This window comes from Halocynthiibacter sp. SDUM655004, from assembly GCF_026015885.1.
Lineage (GTDB): Bacteria > Pseudomonadota > Alphaproteobacteria > Rhodobacterales > Rhodobacteraceae > Falsihalocynthiibacter > Falsihalocynthiibacter halioticoli.
In genome coordinates this window covers 173,324-191,127 of record NZ_JAPDUG010000001.1, presented here as the reverse complement: position 1 = coordinate 191,127, position 17,804 = coordinate 173,324, and the positions used below count along the sequence as shown (strand labels likewise).

Genomic DNA, 17,804 nt, shown 5'->3' with positions numbered 1-17,804 from the left:
AAAATCACTCGACCAAACGCTACCAACAGCGCTAGGAGTTCGAGTTGAATCAGCCATCGATAACCTAAACATCAATGCCCCGTTTGCTCGAAAATGACATTAACTGTGTTAAGAATGAGTTTAAGGTCGCCGACAAAACTAATTCGCTCCGAATAGATTTCATCAAAAGCCGCGCGGTCTGCGAATGATGTCGTTCCTCGACCTGCAACCTGCCAAAGACCCGTAATACCAGGGCGCATAGTGTAATACGCGCGACCGCCAGCGGCTTTGTAGGCTTGATTTTGCCCGGTCATAATCGGGCGCGGCCCAACGAAGCTCATGTCACCTTTGAGCACGTTCCAGATCTGTGGGAGTTCATCCAAACTCGTCGCCCGTAGGAAACGGCCAAGTTTGGTAATTCGCGGATCATTGGCCAGCTTTTGGTTCTTGGCCCACTCTGCGGCGATTTGAGCGTCATTCTTGCACAAATCCTCTAATGTCTGCTCGGCGTTACAAACCATTGTTCGCAGTTTAAGGCACGAGAAGGGTTTGCCACCCCGTCCAACACGGTCCTGACGGTAAATACCCTTGCCGCCACCAAATTGGATCAATAGCCAAAACAGAAAAACGAGCGGGGCAACAATCGGCAGCAAGAACACGACCATTATGAGATCGAATAGACGCTTTAACCGTTTCTGATAGAACCCGCCAGAACGAGGCGCAGGAAACTCATAACACACGCTTAGGTTGTTCATTTCCGCGTCAAAAGACACGTCTTTCACAGTCAAACCTCCCAAAGGTCAGACACCGCCACCCTGCAGTATCGCATAACTGCGTATAAGTGTTAGGAACCACTCAACTTAAAGTCGAGTAAAATTTTAGCCAACTGGTCTTGGGATGCAAAAATGTCTCAAATAATACCGAATAGTCGCGAAAATATGAACAAATCCGCAATCATCGCACAACTATACGATGAAACAGCGACAGCGGCACAAAGCGCGAAAGCTTAAATATCCATGAAAACGGACGCGGAAAGCTTGTTGAGAAGCGTCCAGATTTCATCGCGTTAACGACGGCGGTCGCTGCTTGGTCTGGTTCCATGATCGAGGGCATGTCAAAATCGTTCTTATCCGTAAGTCGCGTTTTTATGAAACCCGGATTTACAACTTGAACTTGAATATCTGTACGAGCGACATCTGCTTTGATGTTCTCTGCAAGATGCATCAATGCAGATTTGCTCGCGCCATATCCAACGGCCTGTGGCAATCCGCTAAAACCCGCGAGCGAACCAATCAGGACAATATGCCCCGACTTGCGCGCGCTGAAGCTCGGCATCACCTCACCAAGCACGCGAAGCGCGCCTTGAAAGTTGACATCCGCCATTCGCAAAACCTTATCGTTTTGCCAATCAAGAGCCCCAATCGGATCATATGCTCCAGCACAATAGATAAGCCCATCAATTTCACCAACTTGCTGGGACGCCACTTCCACCGAGCTCTTGTCACAAACGTCCATGACAACACAGCGAGCGTTTGGCAGTTTATCCGCAAGACTTTTCAGGCGTTCCTCGGAGCGGGCCGACACCACAAGCTTCGCGCCTTCATTGCTTAAGCTTTTTGCAAGCGCACGGCCAAGACCTTCGGAGGCACCAACAATCCAATAGGTTTTTCCGCTAAACATCGGAAGCTCCAAGAGGGCGCATCGTTGCAACGAGTTCAGCGACCTTGAAACCAAACTTCCTCATTTCGGATCGATTGATAATCGTCCCGTTGTCGAGTTGGTACATCCAATCTGTGACCGAAAGAACGTGCCCCCCAGCGGACTCAGGAAGCCGCAAGCGATATGTAAGGCGCGCAGCAGAACCAAGTTGCCGCCCCTTCGCAACGCCAACAATATCATCTGCAGTCGCTTCGAAATGGCCGTTCTCTTTCACCGTGATACGCCAGTTTCGCGACTGCTCTTCGCCGTTTGCATAGGTGAATACTTCATGAATGTTGCCAGCGTCCTTCGACCACTTTCCATCCATGGTGGCAACGAACCGAGAGGTCACAGACCCCATCGGGCCATAGATCACACCCTCACAGAGAACAGCTCCATCAAAAACTTCGCTTACATCAAAACGGGGACCGCTTTTAGCATACTGTTCAAGTTTCTGGCGCTTAAAGCCGGACGAAAGCAGCACGAAGAGCAATGCCCCAAAGAGGAGTAAAGATATGGTGGTCATTTGGATACCTCGGTTTCGGGTGGCGCGGGCCGCGTTCGATAGGTTGCACCTTTGAGCTTTAGCCTCAGCGCCTGCCAATAAATCAGGGCAACCGTTCGCGCGGCGCCAAGCGGTCGCCGAACAATCGCACTCAATATGCCAGTGTTCGTAAGTGGCCCGCGTCCACCCGACAAAGTCGCAACCAATCCTTCATTTCCGCGCGTATGAATGATCCGTATCGAAATTTGATCCGGCCGAATATCGAAGCCGAATTCATACTCCCCCTCAACAAGTTGATAGGGTGAAACATGCAGTTTCTTCTGACGTTTAATCCGGTCATTCGTTGTTATCGGTGTTAACCCTTCATTGAAGCACAGATAGGAGTGCCGATCACCGAAAGGTGTTGAGACTTCGGCAATCACTACAATCAACGCATCTTCGCGCATCACCAGCCAAAAACTGACTGGGTTAAAGACATAACCAAGAAAGCTTGGTTGAGTGAGCAAAAGGATCTTGGTGTCGGCTGCTTCTATCTCGTTCTCGGCCAACACCCTCCTGACCCACTTTGCTCCGTCACCATTTGCAATTTTGCCACCGTGGCTCCGGTCATTGACCGAAAGCAGGTTGAACCTATTCCGCGAGAACAGGCTTGGCGCTGCATTCTTCGCTTCGGCGTCAAGCAAGACGTAGTCAACACCATAGCGGAAGCGATGCTGAACATCGCCGCGCCGAATATGATGGGTTACACCACGAATATGTTCAACAGCGGAGGTCATGCTGTCTGCATCTCCATTGCGTCGGCAATCCGTACGGCACTTGCAAAACCATCCTCGTGAAATCCGTGACGTGTATACGCCCCTGCAAACCAAGTTCGGTTTTGCCCCTGTATGCTTTTCAACGCATGCTGGGCCTTTAGAGCGGCCCCATCGAAAACAGGGTGCCGAAATGTTTTTTGGTCATAAATCAGCTCGTCCGGTACGGGCTTAAGCGGGTTAAGCGACACGAAAAGAGGATCATTTTCGGGAATGGCTTGAAGCCGGTTCATCCAATAGGTCACACCGATTTTCGGCTCGTCTTTTGTTGAATTGGCGCGATAAACCCAGCTTGACCAAACAGAACGGCGCAACGGCATTTGTGTTTCATCACGATGCAGGATGACTTCATTGTCCTGAAAGCGAATTGCAGAAAGTGCAGCGATTTCATCTGGTGTTGGATTCTGCAGGAGCTTTAGCGCTTGATCTGAATGGCATGCAAAGATCACCTCATCAAACTGTTCAGGTGCTTGAGCCGAGGTTTGAATTGTTACGCCCCCTTCTTTCCGCACAACATTTGAGACAGGAGTACCCGTACGCAGGGCAACACCGCGCGCGCGCAGGTAATGTTCCAAGCGTGACACATATTCTCGGCTTCCGCCCTTTACGGTCCACCACTGATGTTGTCCCGTCGCCGACAAAAGCGCGTGATTGCGGAAAAACTGTACAAGCGTGTGCGCTGGAAAGTCGCGAATTTTGGAGGGCGGCGTGGACCAGATCGCACCGCAAAGCGGCAACAGATAAAAGCGTCGGAACCACTCGCCAACGCGAAGATCGTCCATAAGTTCGCCGATTGTGGCGCTGTCGTCTGTGGCGAGCTTCTCGGCTTGGCTGTTAAAATGTCCGATGTCACGGATCATGCGCGCGAAACCTGGGCGGAGAAGGTTGCGCTTCTGAGCGAAGAGAGCACCAAGTGTGGCCAAGCCGTACTCGACCCGCCCATCATCAATCGTCGCGCCAAAGCTCATATCACTTTTGATGATCGGAACATCCAAATGCTCAAACATCTTCGTCAGATGCGGGTAATTCACTTTGTTGAATACGATGAAACCGGTGTCCACAGGCTGATTACCATTCCGGCCCGCATGAATCGTTCGTGCGTGGCCGCCAAGTTTCTGACCCGCTTCAAATAGAGTGACCGAGCAGCGGGTCGAGAGTAGATACGCTGCGGCAAGCCCTGAAATGCCTCCACCTATAATGGCTACGCGCTTTGGTTCTGAGTGAGGGATATCAAATGACATGGTCTCTCCAGCTTGTTGTTGACTGATATTACGCCGAAAAAAACAGTTCGGATCATTTTTGATCCAAATTTTCTGCTGCCCCGTATTGGAAGTATGATAGTTGTAGAAGCAGAAACACAAACAGCCCTCAAGCCACGGCGGCGCACCTATGTCTCACCACCAGTGAGGCGTTCGGGTATACCCGCTTGGCAAATGGATAGGACCGACGTGAACACGCAAAGCGCGCTATCACAAGAAACACAGTGGATGATTGCCGTCCGCGACAATCGCGACAAAGCCGCATTCGGGGCTTTGTTTGACCATTACGCCGCACGCCTGAAAGGTTTTGTCATGCGTTCTGGAGTATCTTCGGGTCAAGCCGAAGAGATCGTTCAAGACGTAATGCTGACAGTTTGGCGTAAGGCAGATCAATTTGACCCGAACCGAGCGCAAGTCTCTGCGTGGGTTTATCAGGTCACCCGCAACCGTATGATCGACATGATCCGAAAGGAGCGGCGCCCCATTCCGGAAGAGCTCACGCAAGAGCCGGATCCGGAACCAGATGCGTCACAGTCGCTCGCACTAGAACAAGAAGCTACCAAGCTCAGAGAAGCCATTCAGCGGCTTAAACCGGACCAACGGGAAATAATCGAGAGGGTGTACCTCGGTGAGCTGACCCACCAGGAGATCAGCAACCAGACGGGGTTACCGCTTGGAACAATCAAATCGCGCGTCCGACTGGGGTTGGAGCGCCTAAGACATGAGTTAAAGGGGATGCGATCATGACCGCGATTACCCATCATTTACCAGACCACCTGCTCGCATCATATGCCGCAGGAACACTTCCACAGCCTTTTGCGTTGGTTGTTGCCTCGCATGTGTCACTATGTGACGACTGCCGCGCTTCGCTTGAGGCGCACAATGCCGCTGGCGGTGTCGTACTTGAAACGACGCTGGAGGAACGCCTTTCAAAAGATTTGAAGGCGAGCATTCTAGCGCAGCTTGACGATGATTTCGTCCGTGAACCGGTATATGAGCGCGAAGGCGCACTCCCCGGCCCGGTTATGGAGGCGCTCGAAGGGCAGCCGCCAAAATGGAAATCTCTTGGGCTGGGCGTAAAGCAATGCATCATCTCTGCTGGAGAGAATGGTTCTGTTCGCCTGCTTCACATTCCCCCAGGTCAAGCCATGCCAGATCACTCCCACGGAGGCCTTGAGCTGACGCTCGTTCTGCAAGGTAGCTTTAGTGACGAAGGTGGACGTTTTGGTGTCGGAGATGTTGAGGTTGCCAACGAAGATGTTGAGCATACCCCAATCGCTGATGCAGGTGATCCGTGCATCTGCTTGGCCGCAACGGATGCTCCACTAAAGTTTAACTCGTTAATGCCGCGATTGTTGCAGCCGATATTCAAAATCTAGGCACCAATAAAACGACGAAGAGAAACAAAACCCGCCAACATTGGCGGGTTTTTATGTTTTAAATCAGTCGATTAAAAATAAATCATCACGAAACCGTGATTTTCTGATCCATCTCCAGACGGCTCGCGTAATCGAGATACGAACACAGAAACGGACTAGCAAAACAGTCCAGCAATTTGGAGAAGATAAAATGAAATTTGGTATCAAAGCTACAGTAGCAGCACTCGCAATCAGCGCCGCAGGTTCCGCCGCAACTGCTGACAACATCGTTGAAATCGCAGCAGGCGATGAGCGCTTCACAACTCTGGTTGCAGCCGTACAAGCAGCCGGCCTCGCAGACGCACTTTCCGGTGAAGGTCCGTTCACAGTATTCGCTCCGGTGAATGATGCATTTGCTGCTCTGCCAGAAGGCACAGTCGAGACGCTTCTCAAGCCAGAGAACAAACAGCAACTCACCAACGTCCTTCTTTACCACGTAGACGACCGTAAGCTGACCTCAGACATGATCCCTGCTGGCTCAACTTACGTGAAACCAATGCTCGAAAGCGATCGCCTTTGCATCAAAGCCGGCGCTGACGGGGTGATGGTAGCTGACGGCACAGGTCAAATGGCCAACGTTGTTATCGCAGATATTATGGCGGATAATGGCGTAATCCACGTTGTCGACAAAGTGCTGCTCCCCGGCACTAAACCAAGCTGCTAAACCCTACGGCGCTCCGTCAATTTCGGGCGGAGCGCCACTTTTCAAGAAGTTTTTTTATGACCCGCGAGATTCACGTAAACGATAGCTTTCAAACTGACTACGTGTATTTGTGCATTGCGGAACCGGGTGAGAATTTTGACCCAGCGTTCCGTCCCTTTCATACGCCAAAGCAAATGCTTGAACTCGGCGTATTTGAAGGAAAGTACATCAACGATTGCCAAGATGAATTTCCCGAAGACTGGTTCGAAATGGCAAAAATTGCTGACAAGCCATCTGTTCAACTCAACTATTTCGGCATCAAAAGCCGCCAACCTCTAAGTGTCTGGAAACAGAAAGGTTGGATCTACGGACCTGACCCACGCGGCTGGTTTCAATGGTATTGCCGGTATTACATGGGCAGACGGTTGGAGAACATCGACTCAATTCAGATCAAGCGCTGGAAATCCTTCGCGCGCCATGCAGGGCAAATCAAGTCAAACTGCCACCCAAACGATCTATTCTGCCGACCCAAACAGCGGCAAGCGCTTCTGCAATGGGCATATGATCCGTTTATTTGACGGTTCTGCAAAATTGACGAAATCCGCCCTCAATGCCGCCACGATTTCCGTGTCTAGCAACATCATAGAACGACCAAAGGCCTGTGATGACCAGTACAAACGAACTAGAGAATTTGATCCTGCAGATTGGAAACGGCGACCAAGACGCGCTTTCCAAGCTGTACAATGAGACCGGCTCGCAATTATTCGGATATTGCAATCAAACTCTGGGAAGCCGTGTTCAATCCGAAGAGGCTTTGTTCGATACGTATCTCGCAATCTGGGCAACTGCTGGCAGCTATCAGGCAAGCGGCCTGGACCCAATCGAATGGATTTTCTGGACCGCGCGCCAAACGCCAAAGTTTCAGAGCGCTGACAAAAACGAACCAGATGTCATCGTCCCAATTTTGCCGCCACGGCATATCAAGCTCACAATAAAGAAACGGTTATCGGAACCGGCTGTCGCAACGCCAACTAAAAAGGCATCGCCCAAAGCCCCGAAGCGGAAACATTCCTGGTTTCGCTTCTTTTTAGGTGCCGCTTCCGCACTTATGATAATTCTAGCAATTGGTGTTGCAACGCTTCCTGCGCCTGAGCCTCTTCCCGTGGCAACTCATAGCGCAACCCTTCAAACAGAAGGCGATGATGTTTTTCTTGCGCTGACTTACAACGTGAGTTCCGGCGCCGTACACATCGAGGACAAAGAAGAGCAACCCGCGGACGGAACTGAACTGGAGCTTTGGCTAATCCCTTCCGGTGCTATTATCCCCGTGTCATTGGGCGTCCTACCTAAGGATAGCGCAACTGACTTCATCGTAGCCGAACAGATCCGTTCCCAGCTTGATGGCGGCATTCTGGCGATCACCGCTAGAGCTGGCTCAGACGACGTTGAATCCGGCGGGCTTTCTGAAATGATCGCCGCTGGCCCTGTTGTAACCGAATAGAATTGGGGCTCAAAACATGCTGCTCTTGAAACGAAGTGTCATAAATGAGCGAGGTTTCGCACAAACCTCGCGTCTTTTCGCCGACCAACCGAATTGTGACCAATTCAGATCGCAATGTTATCGGAAGAGGCTTACCTTTTGTGCTCGGTTGCTGCTACGTTTCTCTTGATAATTATCATCACACACGAATTGCAACCAACGTAAGTTCCGTTTCAACGGACTATCAAATAACAAAACCGGAGGCGTTGAAAAAGTCCTTATTGCTAAAGAAGTCATAGTACCAACATGTGACAAGACTTTGATTATCGACACACAATGACCCAATTTCGCACCACATTCCCGCCAGATTCGAATGGCTTCCTAGGCTCAACAGTGTTTTTAGGTTGGGCTATTGTTATGCGGAACAGAATTGAAGGACTATTTCAAGTCAAGCTTGCACGCGCGGCGATCGCGCTTCTCTGTGCTGCTGCGGTTGCAGTCGGTTCCAGCGCTACGCAAACACAAGCCTCCGAACGGGTCGACAGCCGTTTTCTCATTCAACGCTCCCCTGCTGCGGCACCAATGGGATTTGCTGGCGTATGCGGGCGCTATTCATGGGCCTGTGCTGGATCGTCAAAATCCGCGAACGTTCAACTCGATATGAACAAGATTAAGAGATTGAACGCGAGTATCAATCGACGGGTGAATGAAATCTCTGACAGCCAACAGTATCGCGTAAAAGAATACTGGGCGCTCCCGACACGACGCGGTGGAGACTGTGAGGATTTTGTTCTGCTTAAGAAGCGCGAACTCATCAAAATGGGCTATCCGCCCGAAGCGCTTTTGATTGCAACTGTTCTAGACAAAAAGCGCAATGCCCATGCTGTTCTGATCATGCGCACGTCAAACGGCGATTATGTGCTGGATAACTTGGTAAATCAGATCAAACCTTGGAGAAAAACAGGCTACACTTTCCTGCGCATGCAAAGCCCGAAATCACCAAATAACTGGGTTGCTGTTTTAACAGGCGGCATTCTAAAAAGCTGAAAATCTGACATTAGTACGAAAAAATGCGCGTGGCGTTTGCACCGCGCGCATTCTTTTTGTCAGGCTTGAAGATACTTATTTTTTGGACTGACCGTTCCCTTGGTTGCCGCTAGAGGTGCTGCTACCGTTACCTTTGGAACCACCAGAGTTGCCATTGGTAGAGGATGAATTGCCGTTACCGCGCTTCTCATCGTCGCTATCTGTACCACCGTCTCCAGTGCCGCCACCGTCTCCAGTACCGCCACCGTCACCAGTACCGCCACCGTCACCAGTACCGCCACCGTCACCAGTACCGCCACCATCACCAGTGCCGCCGCCGTCGCCAGTACCGCCACCGTCTCCAGTGCCGCCGCCGTCGCCAGTACCGCCACCGTCGCCAGTACCGCCACCGTCTCCAGTGCCGCCGCCGTCGCCAGTTCCACCACCGTCTCCAGTGCCGCCGCCGTCATTACCGTCGTCGCCTGAATCTTCTTCCTCGTCCTCTATGTCATCATCATACTCGCGCACAGTTTTGACGGAGGTTGGCTTGGTTTTGACGGAAGTTGGCTTGGAGCTAGATTTCTTGCGTTTTGGCTCACCCATAAAAACTGGGTTTTCGTCTTTATCATTTCCGACATCGCCGCCGCCAACCGAAGCAGTTGCAAAATCTGTCAGGTCGAGCGCCGTATCTGGGCAAACTTTAACCGCAGCCGCGAGGATATCGTCGAAGTTTGGCATGCTTTGAAGATACGCAACCTGACCATTGGAAAGATCCTTGAAGGCGCAGAGGATTTTAATATCTCCAGCGCTCTTAACATCCGAAATCGTGTAGAATTTCGCGCTGCTGGAATTACTCTGAGCCATAGCACCGGTTGCTGCGAATGACCCTAAAATTGCAATTGCGACTGTATTCTTGAAACCCAAGCGTCTCATGACTCTGTACTCCTGATACGAATTACTATGACGCTCGGAGCGCCTTAAACTACCTTCAATATGCGCCAACCCATCGAAATATGGAAGAACTTAGGCGAATTTGGCTCAAATTATGTCAGAAACATGTCTAAACATCACAAATTCGCCGCAATCGGTTGAATTGTTTCCACCCGCAACCCTGCGCTAGCCATGAAAAATTAGCCGAATCGAGTTTTTTGTCGTGAGAAGAGGTTGCCGCTTTCAAAAGAATTTTGGCGATTTCATCGTGTGTGCAAATTCAAAAGTAACTGCCAACAAGCGCTGTACTAATGAGCGTCCAGCCATCCGCTACGACAAAGAAAGCCAGCTTAAACGGAAGCGAAACAATCGCGGGGGGCACCATCATCATACCCATCGACATTAGGATCGCGGCAACGACCAAATCAATGATGAGAAATGGTAGGAAAACAATGAACCCTATCTGAAATGCCTTCGTCACTTCAGAAATGAGGAATGAAGGTACTAGAATTGAAAGCTGTTCCTCGGCCTCTGTAGAACCAGAAACTGTGGATTCTCGCAGGTCGATTAGAGACTGGAGCGTTTCCGGATCTGTTCTCGACATCATGAACATCTTGAACGGGGAAAGCATGTTCTCTACCGCATCCTTCAGTTCCAGCTCCTCGGCAACGAGAGGATCAAGCCCGGTCTCCCATGCTTCTTCGAACACAGGCTGCATTACGAAATAAGTCAAAAACATTGCCAAACTGACAATTAACATGTTGGGAGGTGATTGCTGCAAGCCAATAGCTTGTCGTAATATCGACAACACAGTCACAATGAATGGAAAGCACGTGATCATGATCGCCAGCCCAGGTACGACACTGAGAATCGTCAGCAACACGATGAGTTGAATACTGCGACCAGCTACAGACGTACCCTCGCCAAAGGAGATCGCAATTTCCTGTGCGTTAACTGCATCTCCTGACACGGCTAGAATTAGAAAGGTCAGGAATAGAACGCGAATTGGGAGCGAGTTCATCTGTTTTGACTTTCTGTCAAACCGCTAACTGTCGTGAGCTTGACGGCAAGGTTGCCGCGTTGATCTCCGTCCATCTCAACCAGCTCACCCGTTGCCACCAATTTGTTGCCCAAATAGATCGTTACTGGATCATCAACGCGCGCATCTAAGGGCAGTACTGTTCCCTTTTGTGCTTCGATTAAATCCTTAATCAGAGGGCGCGCGCGCCCGACTGATACGGTTAACTCTAGCGGGAGGTCGGTATACAGCTTGCCCACAGTCTCGTTCATTGAATTCTCATCCATTTGCTACCAGCCCTCCGTCTTCTTCAAACAAGCCGTCTACGATTTCATTAATGCCTTCAAATACGCTTTCGACATCGATCTGACGCTCGCTTGCTCCAAAACGCAAAAACACTTGGCCGACCCCAAGAGAGGGCTCTTCAACGAACTGCAATGGAAGGCTTTCAACTTTGCTGGAAGAAGGTGTGATCTTTTCAAGAGTTGCAGAGGATGCGACAATCTCAACCGGGACATCGCAAGCACCATTCGCCAGCGCTAACGCTTTCTGAACCACAAGATCGCCAAAACTATCCATCGCAATACTTGGAAGAACTTTACCCGTTATTTTCTTCAGCACGGGCTCAAGTGATTTCAGAACTGACGACCGCGCTTCATGATACGTAAATGACAACTCATTAAGGTTGCTCGCGAGTTCTTCCGAAATTCTCGTCTGGTCACTTTCATTAGCGGCAACACAATCTTCCCATCCCGCCTTGTAACCTTGCTCATATGCCGCGAGACGGATCTCTTCCTGCTTTTCAATAGGAAGCTTTTGACTTTTGATTTCCAGTCGCTCTGTAGCTGAAAAATCATCAAGCTGAAGAGGTTTTGACATTATGTTGTCTCCCCTTCTTCCATCCAGTTTTTCAATGTCGCAACCGTTTCTTCCTGACGCTCTTCAATCATCTTACGAAGCCGCGCGACAGGATCGCTAGGCTCGGTTTGACCGACATATCCGGAGGCCACATTGAGCTCCGGCAATGGTTCAAACTCGTTGCCAGAATCAAACTCTGCAATTGTATTCATCTGATGAATCGGCAGACTTCCATCATCAATTTCACCGCTGATTGGAGCGTTTTGGCGCTGCTCGCGCGTGAGTTCATTTGGCAGTTCAAGCGTTTCACCAGCCTGACCTACGTTATGTTTCCCCAAGAAAAATGGTCTGATCACAAATAGAATTGCTATCATCGCGACCAAACCGAGCAACACAAGCTGAACGATTTGGGTCAGATTGATTCCCATTGTAGTCAGAATATCGACATCAGCTACCGTCCCGAGTTCGGCTGTTTTTTCAAACACCATGGACTTGATGGTAATTACATCGCCGCGAGATTCGTCGTACCCGACCGCGGAAGCAACAAGGTCTCTGAGCGCATCCAATTCTTCTTGCGAACGTGGGGCTGTGCTTTCGTTACCCTTTTCGTCGACCGTATGAACCGCGTCGACAAGTACTGCTACGGTTATCTTCTTTATCGCGCCCGGAGCCTTTAGAACTTCGCGTTTCGTCTCAGAAACCTCATAGTTTGTCCGCTCTTTTGATTCTCGATCTTCGCTACTTCGGTTGTCATCTTTTGCCCCCGCATCACCATCCGGCAGATTGCTCGCGACGGTCACAGCAGACCCTCGAACATCATTGGATTTCGCAGTCCGTTCCTCAATTTCCGTACTGATCGCTACACGGCTCTCTGGATCGAACTCTCGCGAAACGATAGATTCGCTGTCCATGTCTGCTTCAACACTGACTTCGACAGCAACGTTTTCCGGCCCTACGCGTGCCGCAATAATCCGGAGCACTCGATTCTTGATATCCTTCGCGCGCTCGTCCGGATTTTGGAAACCGTGATCTTCATTTTCAGCGCCGATCACTTTGCCAATACGCCCATCAATCACGGAGACATTTTCTGGCATAAGACCAGAAACGGCCGACGCTACAAGAAATCTGAGGGCGCGCGCTTGATCCGGGGTAACTGTGCTTTGCGCTTTGACGGTCACCGATGCGGTGCGGTCACCATCCCGACTAAACGGCTGCTTGACCATATTCGATAGATGAACACGAGCGCTTTTGTAGCTAGAGCTGGCAAGAATTGTGCGCGCCAATTCGCCTTCTTTCGCACGCCAGTACGCCGCGTCAAACATCTGCGAGGTAGTTCCAATACCTGTAAGAGAATCGAGCAGCTCATAGCCTTGTGCGCCGTTCTCCGGGAGCCCGTCTGCGGCGAGCGAGAGCCGCAACTCGTCTCTAAGCTGGCTATCGACGTAGATCGCGCTCCCACGCACCTCATATGGCGCACTACGCTGTTCAAGAGCCGCAACGACTTCACCAGCACTTCCCGGCTCTAGCCCCGCGTACAATAGAGACATGGACGTAGAAGATGCGACCCGCGAGATCATCAAAACAGCACTAAACATAGCCAGAGTTGCCGCGACGACAGAAATTTTCCGAGGCATACTCAGAGACTGCCAGAGAGCGAGAAATTGTTGCACTTCGATTCCTTTTCAATTGGCTTCTGCCAAATCAACAGAATCAACTTTCACCGATCAGCCTTAACAATCGGTTAGTTTTCATGCGGCATAACGATTCCATCGCATTTAACGGTGGACGAAATGGTTGCCCAGGATTCTGAAAAGATAAGCCGCTCATCAGGAGCCATTCGAATGGTCCTGTTAAGTCTCGTACTTTTTTTGGCTGGCGGTGCCGGTAGCTACTTTTATTTCAGCATGGGAACCAATGCGTTCAAAAAAAGTTCGAAGGAACACGCCAGCGAAACACCTGACTACTCAGACGTTTCGTTTGTTCCCCTTGAGCCTTTGCTGATTTCGCTCAACGACGGCAACAACCAACGGCACCTTAGGTTCTCCGCTCAAATCGAAGTCCCAAAGGGTAAGGAAAAGGCCGTTGAGGCTTTAAAGCCCCGGATTGTGGACACCCTGAACCGCTACTTGAGGGCCTTGAAAGTCCAAGACTTGGAGCGTTCGAATTCACTCTACATGCTCCGGATCCAAGTCCTCTATCGCGTTCAACTCATAGTCGGCGAGGAGAATGCGAGTGATCTCCTGATCATGGAATTCGTTTTAAACTAGAGAGGCTTAGATGGATTTAATTTCAGACATATTCTTGCTCGCAGGAACATTAGGCGCTGCTCTTTACTGCGTGATCCTTTCTCGGCGGCTCAAAAAATTTAATGACCTTGAGAAAGGGGTTGGAGGCGCGGTTGCCGTCATGTCGGCACAGGTCGATGACATGACGACCACCTTGCAGAACGCCCAGCAGGCGGCCGTCAACTCAACCGCTTCGCTTCATTCACTAACCGAACGTGCAGAAACTGCCGCAAAGCAACTCGAAATTCTCGTTGCCTCTCTGCACGATCTGCCCGTGAACGGCGAGGCGCCGCAAGCTGAAGCAGCCCCGAAAGAGAGTGTAAAGGGCGCTGGCTTTTTTCATCGATCGGGGGCCAAATGAGACCTAAGCAAACTAAAGACGTGCGTTCCAGAAAACGAAAAAGCAGCCGAAACGTCCTTATCATCGTTGCTAGCTTCTTTATTCTCTCCGCGCTCATGCGCCTCGGCAGTGGCGCGGGCCCAGCGCTTGCACGCGAATTTGAGAGTTTAACCGCTCCGGCAGAGCCCGATTACTGTATTCCAACGGACGGCCTTGAGGCACTTGTAACCTCTTTGCAAGAACGAGAACGAAATGCAGAGAAACGAGAGGCCGAAATTGCAGAGAGGTTAGCAACACTTGCAATTGCGGAACGGGTCTATGAAGAAAATATGCAAGATCTCCTCGCCGCAGAAGAGGCCTTAAGCCAAACAATCGCCCAAGCAAACTCCGCTGCAGACGAAGATATTAATAAACTCACGGCACTATACGAGAACATGAAAGCCAGCGAATCTGCGCCTCTCTTTGAGCAGATGGAACCTGATTTCGCCGCCGGTTTTATCGCGAGAATGAGGTCCGAAACCGCTGCCAATATTCTCGCATCACTACCAGCTGAGTCCGCATATGCAATTAGCGTCGTTTTAGCAGGGCGCAATGCGAACATTCAGTCCGAATGATGGGCATATTGAGGGTTTTTTAATACACGCCTGCAATTCTTTTCAGAGTTTTCCCTAGTTAGTGAGCAAAGTAAATGCTTGGAATAATAGGCATTGTCGTGATTTTCGTCATGGTCTTTGGTGGCTATTTAGCCGCTGGTGGCAAGATGTCGATAATCCTTCATTCATTACCTTTTGAGTTGATGATGATCGGCGGTGCGGGTGTTGGTGCATTCCTCATCTCGAATGATTCTTCTGGGGCGAAATCCACATTATCTGACGTTCTAAAAGTCTTTCGCGGCACACGCTGGAAACACAATGATTACCGCGATCTACTTTGCTTGTTATTTGAGCTCATTAGACTCGCACGGCAAAACTCAGTTGCACTCGAAGAACACATCGAAGCACCAGAAACATCCGAAATATTTACACGCTACCCGCGCATTCTCGCCGACGCAGAGGCAATCGGCTTGATCTGCGACACATTGCGTTCTGCCTCGATGAACTACGATGATCCGCATCAAGTTGAGGACGTATTGGAGAAGCGCATAGACGCAAATTTTCAACACGCAATGCATGGAAGTCACGCCCTTCAGGCGCTTGCAGATGGGTTGCCTGCGCTTGGCATTGTTGCCGCGGTTCTTGGTGTTATCAAAACAATGGCATCGATTGATCAACCCCCTGAAATACTTGGGAAACTGATCGGCGGCGCACTTGTCGGGACCTTTCTCGGCGTCTTTCTCGCTTATGGGTTGATGGGCCCCTTTGCAGCAAAGGTTCAATCGGTCGTCGAAGAAGATGCACATTTCTACAGCCTGATAAAGGATGTGCTCGTTGCCAACTTGCACAACCACGCCACAAATATTTGCATCGAGGTCGGGCGGCAAAACACCCCAAGCCACAGTCGCCCAAGTTTTGGAGAGCTAGAAGAGGCGCTTAAAGAAGTTAAGTCGATCGCGGTATGAAACGCTTTGGATTAATCCTCGCGCTTTTGTTTTTGGGCGTCCCGCTCGCCGCCGAAACGATTGTCGTACGGTCTGGCGAGCACAAAGATTTTTCTAGGCTGGTTCTGGACTTTTCCAAAGAAGTTGATTGGAGCCTGCACAAAGTGGAAAGCGGTTACGCGCTTCACTTTGAATCCAAAGACCTATCGATACTTACAAACAAAGTATTTGATCGCATACCTCGCACACGCATTGCAGATGTTAGTTTTGATGCGAACAAACAAGCCCTATCGCTGCGTTTGAATTGTGAATGCAAGACAGAAGCGTTTGAGCTGGAGGGCGATAGGCTCGTGTTAGACGTATTTAGCGAAGAACCAACTAGGTCTGCACATAACAATTCAGAAGACAACAAAGAGGTCGCTTCGCTAGTTGGTGGAATTAAAACTGCATTGGGCTACGCAATAACCCAAATGGCTCTACTGCGGCCTCAAGCCCAAATACTTAGCGGCAAACTAATAGTAAATTCAATCAATCCAAACAAACCCGACAAAATTGCAAAAGATAGGCCATCAAGTTTGGCCGCACAGTCTTCAAATTTTGAGCGACAATTGCTTACCGAACTAGGTCGAGTTGTAAATCACGGTTTCGTGGAAATTGAGCCGATACCAGAGATGAAACCCGACGCGGCCGTCAAATTAGACACCAACGCACACCCAGTGCGAAGGAATAATTCAATTCAGGAAGAGGCCCCGCGCTCTACTACTCCCACACAACTACAGTCTGAAATCCATGACCCCTTGCAACATGCAAATGCATCAAAATTTCATAAAAAGCCATTCTGCGATTTTGATTTTAACTTAAACAACTGGGCGACAGTTGAGGACCCGTTAGAAAATCTACGCAAAGCCAATCATGCAGTCCAAATAGAATCAACTGAGAGTAACAAACTAAAGCAGATTAAAGCACATATCTATGCTGGGTTAGGATCTGAAGCCTTAGGGCTACTCGAACCGAAAAGTCAAAAATTTAACTCTAGAGTCGTGCTTAGCCTAATTGCGCAAAGGCTAACTGGGAAGAATCCAAACGATGAGCTAACCGCAAACTTACCAGCGAATTGCGGCATACGATTGCTTTTCTGGACGAGCCTTGGGCGCAACGAACCGAGAATTAAAACAGAAGAAATGAAAAGGCAGTTCGCATTACTACCTGAGCACCTTCAAAAGAAAATCTCAGCGTTATACAATGTCGAGCTAGAAGGCGCTGTCAGCTACGGCGATGACAATTACTTCCCTTTGATAAGTGAAAAAGTAGCTCGTGAGCTTGGGGAGCTTGAAGCAAGCGCTCTCAAATCAATTGTAAGCGACTTTTCAAAACCCCAATCGGTTGCCGCAAGCGAACTAGTGTTCCTGGAAAGTATTGATCTAGAATTCCGCGAAACGGAAATTGGACGCTACACAAAAGAAGTCTTAGTTGAAGCGTTGATAAATCAAAATGACTTTGAGTTCGCGCTCGAAACTGCGCTGAAGAGCAACCAATTCAATCTGCTTAGTCCGTATAAACCAAGCCTAATTGAGCGTATTTTCCAAGCAAACATTGACGCAGAGACCGAGGAGTTTCTACTATTTCAACTGAGCGAAAGCGCATTGGAAGAGCGCAGCGATCTACCTCCGAATCTACAAAAAAAGATCTCCGAGAGGCTCACCGCACTTGGGTTCATAACGCACGAATCTCAGCTGAGACAAACAGGCACAGTGAAGCCTACAGCGGAAAGAACTCGAGATTGGGGCAACCGAGAGATGCCCAGCAATGGGCGACGAGCCGATTCCCAAATCGAAACACATACCGTCGAAGTTGTTAACGATACACCTCAGAGCCAAATCACCCCTACATTCGCAGCGCAGCTTCTTCAAAATAGTCGCGAAGACCGTGAGAGATTGAGTGGAATGTCTAACTCAATCACCGTGAAATAGCAGCCAGCAGCACTAACCTTTGCTTAAGGTTCGATCTGTATTTTGG

Annotated in this window: 21 protein-coding genes; 11 read left to right on the top strand and 10 right to left on the bottom strand. The window is 49.9% G+C overall.

Annotation, left to right across the window (positions count from 1 at the left end):
• Nucleotides 1-71 precede the first annotated feature (71 nt).
• The 5 genes from N9C89_RS00925 to N9C89_RS00905 all read right to left on the bottom strand — a co-directional run bounded on the left by N9C89_RS00925 (nucleotide 72) and on the right by N9C89_RS00905 (nucleotide 4,235).
• On the bottom strand, nucleotides 72-761 hold the full coding sequence (locus N9C89_RS00925; protein WP_263951932.1) for a sugar transferase: 690 nt from the start codon (nucleotides 759-761) through the stop codon (nucleotides 72-74).
• A 172-nt stretch (nucleotides 762-933) separates the two neighbouring features.
• The gene (locus tag N9C89_RS00920; protein ID WP_263951931.1) at nucleotides 934-1,659 is read right to left on the bottom strand and encodes an SDR family NAD(P)-dependent oxidoreductase; all 726 of its coding nucleotides are present in this window, start codon (nucleotides 1,657-1,659) and stop codon (nucleotides 934-936) included.
• On the bottom strand, nucleotides 1,652-2,203 hold the full coding sequence (locus N9C89_RS00915; protein WP_263951930.1) for a DUF3833 domain-containing protein: 552 nt from the start codon (nucleotides 2,201-2,203) through the stop codon (nucleotides 1,652-1,654). Before N9C89_RS00915 ends, N9C89_RS00920 begins: the two co-directional genes overlap by 8 nt.
• Complete coding sequence (locus tag N9C89_RS00910; protein ID WP_263951929.1) at nucleotides 2,200-2,958, bottom strand: DUF1365 domain-containing protein; 759 nt, start codon at nucleotides 2,956-2,958, stop codon at nucleotides 2,200-2,202. The genes N9C89_RS00915 and N9C89_RS00910 overlap by 4 nt, the downstream gene beginning before the upstream one ends.
• A complete protein-coding gene (locus N9C89_RS00905; protein WP_263951928.1) occupies nucleotides 2,955-4,235 on the bottom strand; it encodes an NAD(P)/FAD-dependent oxidoreductase in 1,281 nt (426 codons plus the stop codon). The genes N9C89_RS00910 and N9C89_RS00905 overlap by 4 nt, the downstream gene beginning before the upstream one ends.
• A 192-nt stretch (nucleotides 4,236-4,427) precedes the next feature.
• Here N9C89_RS00905 and N9C89_RS00900 point away from each other — a divergent pair, with 192 nt between their 5' ends.
• The 6 genes from N9C89_RS00900 to N9C89_RS00875 all read left to right on the top strand — a co-directional run bounded on the left by N9C89_RS00900 (nucleotide 4,428) and on the right by N9C89_RS00875 (nucleotide 8,841).
• On the top strand, nucleotides 4,428-5,000 hold the full coding sequence (locus N9C89_RS00900; RefSeq protein ID WP_394358464.1) for a sigma-70 family RNA polymerase sigma factor: 573 nt from the start codon (nucleotides 4,428-4,430) through the stop codon (nucleotides 4,998-5,000).
• Nucleotides 4,997-5,632, top strand: coding sequence for a ChrR family anti-sigma-E factor (locus tag N9C89_RS00895; protein WP_263951927.1), 636 nt, complete (start codon nucleotides 4,997-4,999; stop codon nucleotides 5,630-5,632). The genes N9C89_RS00900 and N9C89_RS00895 overlap by 4 nt, the downstream gene beginning before the upstream one ends.
• Nucleotides 5,633-5,822: 190 nt before the next feature.
• Nucleotides 5,823-6,335, top strand: coding sequence for a fasciclin domain-containing protein (locus tag N9C89_RS00890; protein ID WP_263951926.1), 513 nt, complete (start codon nucleotides 5,823-5,825; stop codon nucleotides 6,333-6,335).
• Nucleotides 6,336-6,391: 56 nt separating this feature from the next.
• Nucleotides 6,392-6,892 carry a hypothetical protein gene (locus N9C89_RS00885; RefSeq protein ID WP_263951925.1) on the top strand — a complete coding sequence of 167 codons (501 nt, stop codon included), beginning with the start codon at nucleotides 6,392-6,394 and terminating at the stop codon, nucleotides 6,890-6,892.
• A gap of 86 nt (nucleotides 6,893-6,978) precedes the next feature.
• Nucleotides 6,979-7,815 carry an anti-sigma factor domain-containing protein gene (locus N9C89_RS00880; protein ID WP_263951924.1) on the top strand — a complete coding sequence of 279 codons (837 nt, stop codon included), beginning with the start codon at nucleotides 6,979-6,981 and terminating at the stop codon, nucleotides 7,813-7,815.
• A gap of 396 nt (nucleotides 7,816-8,211) precedes the next feature.
• Nucleotides 8,212-8,841 carry a transglutaminase-like cysteine peptidase gene (locus N9C89_RS00875; protein WP_263951923.1) on the top strand — a complete coding sequence of 210 codons (630 nt, stop codon included), beginning with the start codon at nucleotides 8,212-8,214 and terminating at the stop codon, nucleotides 8,839-8,841.
• Nucleotides 8,842-8,916: 75 nt separating this feature from the next.
• Here N9C89_RS00875 and N9C89_RS00870 read toward each other — a convergent pair whose 3' ends face one another.
• The 5 genes from N9C89_RS00870 to fliF all read right to left on the bottom strand — a co-directional run bounded on the left by N9C89_RS00870 (nucleotide 8,917) and on the right by fliF (nucleotide 13,296).
• Nucleotides 8,917-9,753, bottom strand: a complete 837-nt coding sequence (locus tag N9C89_RS00870) for a hypothetical protein (protein ID WP_263951922.1) — start codon at nucleotides 9,751-9,753, stop codon at nucleotides 8,917-8,919.
• Nucleotides 9,754-10,030: 277 nt separating this feature from the next.
• Nucleotides 10,031-10,771 (bottom strand): flagellar type III secretion system pore protein FliP, encoded by a 741-nt coding sequence (gene fliP, locus N9C89_RS00865; protein WP_263951921.1) that lies wholly within the window; start codon nucleotides 10,769-10,771, stop codon nucleotides 10,031-10,033.
• The gene (locus N9C89_RS00860) at nucleotides 10,768-11,040 is read right to left on the bottom strand and encodes a FliM/FliN family flagellar motor switch protein (RefSeq protein WP_263951920.1); all 273 of its coding nucleotides are present in this window, start codon (nucleotides 11,038-11,040) and stop codon (nucleotides 10,768-10,770) included. The genes fliP and N9C89_RS00860 overlap by 4 nt, the downstream gene beginning before the upstream one ends.
• Nucleotides 11,041-11,047: 7 nt before the next feature.
• Complete coding sequence (locus tag N9C89_RS00855) at nucleotides 11,048-11,647, bottom strand: flagellar biosynthesis protein (RefSeq protein WP_263951919.1); 600 nt, start codon at nucleotides 11,645-11,647, stop codon at nucleotides 11,048-11,050.
• Nucleotides 11,647-13,296: a flagellar basal-body MS-ring/collar protein FliF gene (gene fliF, locus N9C89_RS00850; protein ID WP_263951918.1), complete on the bottom strand. Its 1,650-nt coding sequence runs from the start codon at nucleotides 13,294-13,296 to the stop codon at nucleotides 11,647-11,649. The genes N9C89_RS00855 and fliF overlap by 1 nt, the downstream gene beginning before the upstream one ends.
• Before the next feature lie 120 nt (nucleotides 13,297-13,416).
• On the opposite strand from fliF, the gene fliL reads away from it, so the two are divergent.
• The 5 genes from fliL to N9C89_RS00825 all read left to right on the top strand — a co-directional run bounded on the left by fliL (nucleotide 13,417) and on the right by N9C89_RS00825 (nucleotide 17,758).
• Nucleotides 13,417-13,893: a flagellar basal body-associated protein FliL gene (fliL, locus tag N9C89_RS00845; protein ID WP_263951917.1), complete on the top strand. Its 477-nt coding sequence runs from the start codon at nucleotides 13,417-13,419 to the stop codon at nucleotides 13,891-13,893.
• A gap of 10 nt (nucleotides 13,894-13,903) precedes the next feature.
• Nucleotides 13,904-14,272 carry a hypothetical protein gene (locus N9C89_RS00840; RefSeq protein WP_263951916.1) on the top strand — a complete coding sequence of 123 codons (369 nt, stop codon included), beginning with the start codon at nucleotides 13,904-13,906 and terminating at the stop codon, nucleotides 14,270-14,272.
• On the top strand, nucleotides 14,269-14,865 hold the full coding sequence (locus tag N9C89_RS00835; RefSeq protein ID WP_263951915.1) for a MotE family protein: 597 nt from the start codon (nucleotides 14,269-14,271) through the stop codon (nucleotides 14,863-14,865). The genes N9C89_RS00840 and N9C89_RS00835 overlap by 4 nt, the downstream gene beginning before the upstream one ends.
• A gap of 74 nt (nucleotides 14,866-14,939) precedes the next feature.
• Nucleotides 14,940-15,809 carry a flagellar motor stator protein MotA gene (gene motA, locus N9C89_RS00830; protein WP_263951914.1) on the top strand — a complete coding sequence of 290 codons (870 nt, stop codon included), beginning with the start codon at nucleotides 14,940-14,942 and terminating at the stop codon, nucleotides 15,807-15,809.
• On the top strand, nucleotides 15,806-17,758 hold the full coding sequence (locus N9C89_RS00825; protein WP_263951913.1) for a hypothetical protein: 1,953 nt from the start codon (nucleotides 15,806-15,808) through the stop codon (nucleotides 17,756-17,758). Before motA ends, N9C89_RS00825 begins: the two co-directional genes overlap by 4 nt.
• The last annotated feature ends 46 nt before the right edge of the window (nucleotides 17,759-17,804 follow it).

Bases quoted from the DNA above. Each gene is read 5' to 3' on its own strand.
- N9C89_RS00920 (WP_263951931.1), bottom strand. From the start codon at position 1,659: ATGTTTAGCGGAAAAACCTATTGGATTGTTGGTGCCTCCGAAGGTCTT.
- N9C89_RS00915 (WP_263951930.1), bottom strand. From the start codon at position 2,203: ATGACCACCATATCTTTACTCCTCTTTGGGGCATTGCTCTTCGTGCTG.
- N9C89_RS00910 (WP_263951929.1), bottom strand. From the start codon at position 2,958: ATGACCTCCGCTGTTGAACATATTCGTGGTGTAACCCATCATATTCGG.
- N9C89_RS00905 (WP_263951928.1), bottom strand. From the start codon at position 4,235: ATGTCATTTGATATCCCTCACTCAGAACCAAAGCGCGTAGCCATTATA.
- N9C89_RS00900 (WP_394358464.1), top strand. From the start codon at position 4,428: ATGGATAGGACCGACGTGAACACGCAAAGCGCGCTATCACAAGAAACA.
- N9C89_RS00895 (WP_263951927.1), top strand. From the start codon at position 4,997: ATGACCGCGATTACCCATCATTTACCAGACCACCTGCTCGCATCATAT.
- N9C89_RS00890 (WP_263951926.1), top strand. From the start codon at position 5,823: ATGAAATTTGGTATCAAAGCTACAGTAGCAGCACTCGCAATCAGCGCC.
- N9C89_RS00885 (WP_263951925.1), top strand. From the start codon at position 6,392: ATGACCCGCGAGATTCACGTAAACGATAGCTTTCAAACTGACTACGTG.
- N9C89_RS00880 (WP_263951924.1), top strand. From the start codon at position 6,979: ATGACCAGTACAAACGAACTAGAGAATTTGATCCTGCAGATTGGAAAC.
- N9C89_RS00875 (WP_263951923.1), top strand. From the start codon at position 8,212: ATGCGGAACAGAATTGAAGGACTATTTCAAGTCAAGCTTGCACGCGCG.
- N9C89_RS00870 (WP_263951922.1), bottom strand. From the start codon at position 9,753: ATGAGACGCTTGGGTTTCAAGAATACAGTCGCAATTGCAATTTTAGGG.
- fliP (WP_263951921.1), bottom strand. From the start codon at position 10,771: ATGAACTCGCTCCCAATTCGCGTTCTATTCCTGACCTTTCTAATTCTA.
- N9C89_RS00860 (WP_263951920.1), bottom strand. From the start codon at position 11,040: ATGAACGAGACTGTGGGCAAGCTGTATACCGACCTCCCGCTAGAGTTA.
- N9C89_RS00855 (WP_263951919.1), bottom strand. From the start codon at position 11,647: ATGTCAAAACCTCTTCAGCTTGATGATTTTTCAGCTACAGAGCGACTG.
- fliL (WP_263951917.1), top strand. From the start codon at position 13,417: ATGGTTGCCCAGGATTCTGAAAAGATAAGCCGCTCATCAGGAGCCATT.
- N9C89_RS00840 (WP_263951916.1), top strand. From the start codon at position 13,904: ATGGATTTAATTTCAGACATATTCTTGCTCGCAGGAACATTAGGCGCT.
- N9C89_RS00835 (WP_263951915.1), top strand. From the start codon at position 14,269: ATGAGACCTAAGCAAACTAAAGACGTGCGTTCCAGAAAACGAAAAAGC.
- motA (WP_263951914.1), top strand. From the start codon at position 14,940: ATGCTTGGAATAATAGGCATTGTCGTGATTTTCGTCATGGTCTTTGGT.
- N9C89_RS00825 (WP_263951913.1), top strand. From the start codon at position 15,806: ATGAAACGCTTTGGATTAATCCTCGCGCTTTTGTTTTTGGGCGTCCCG.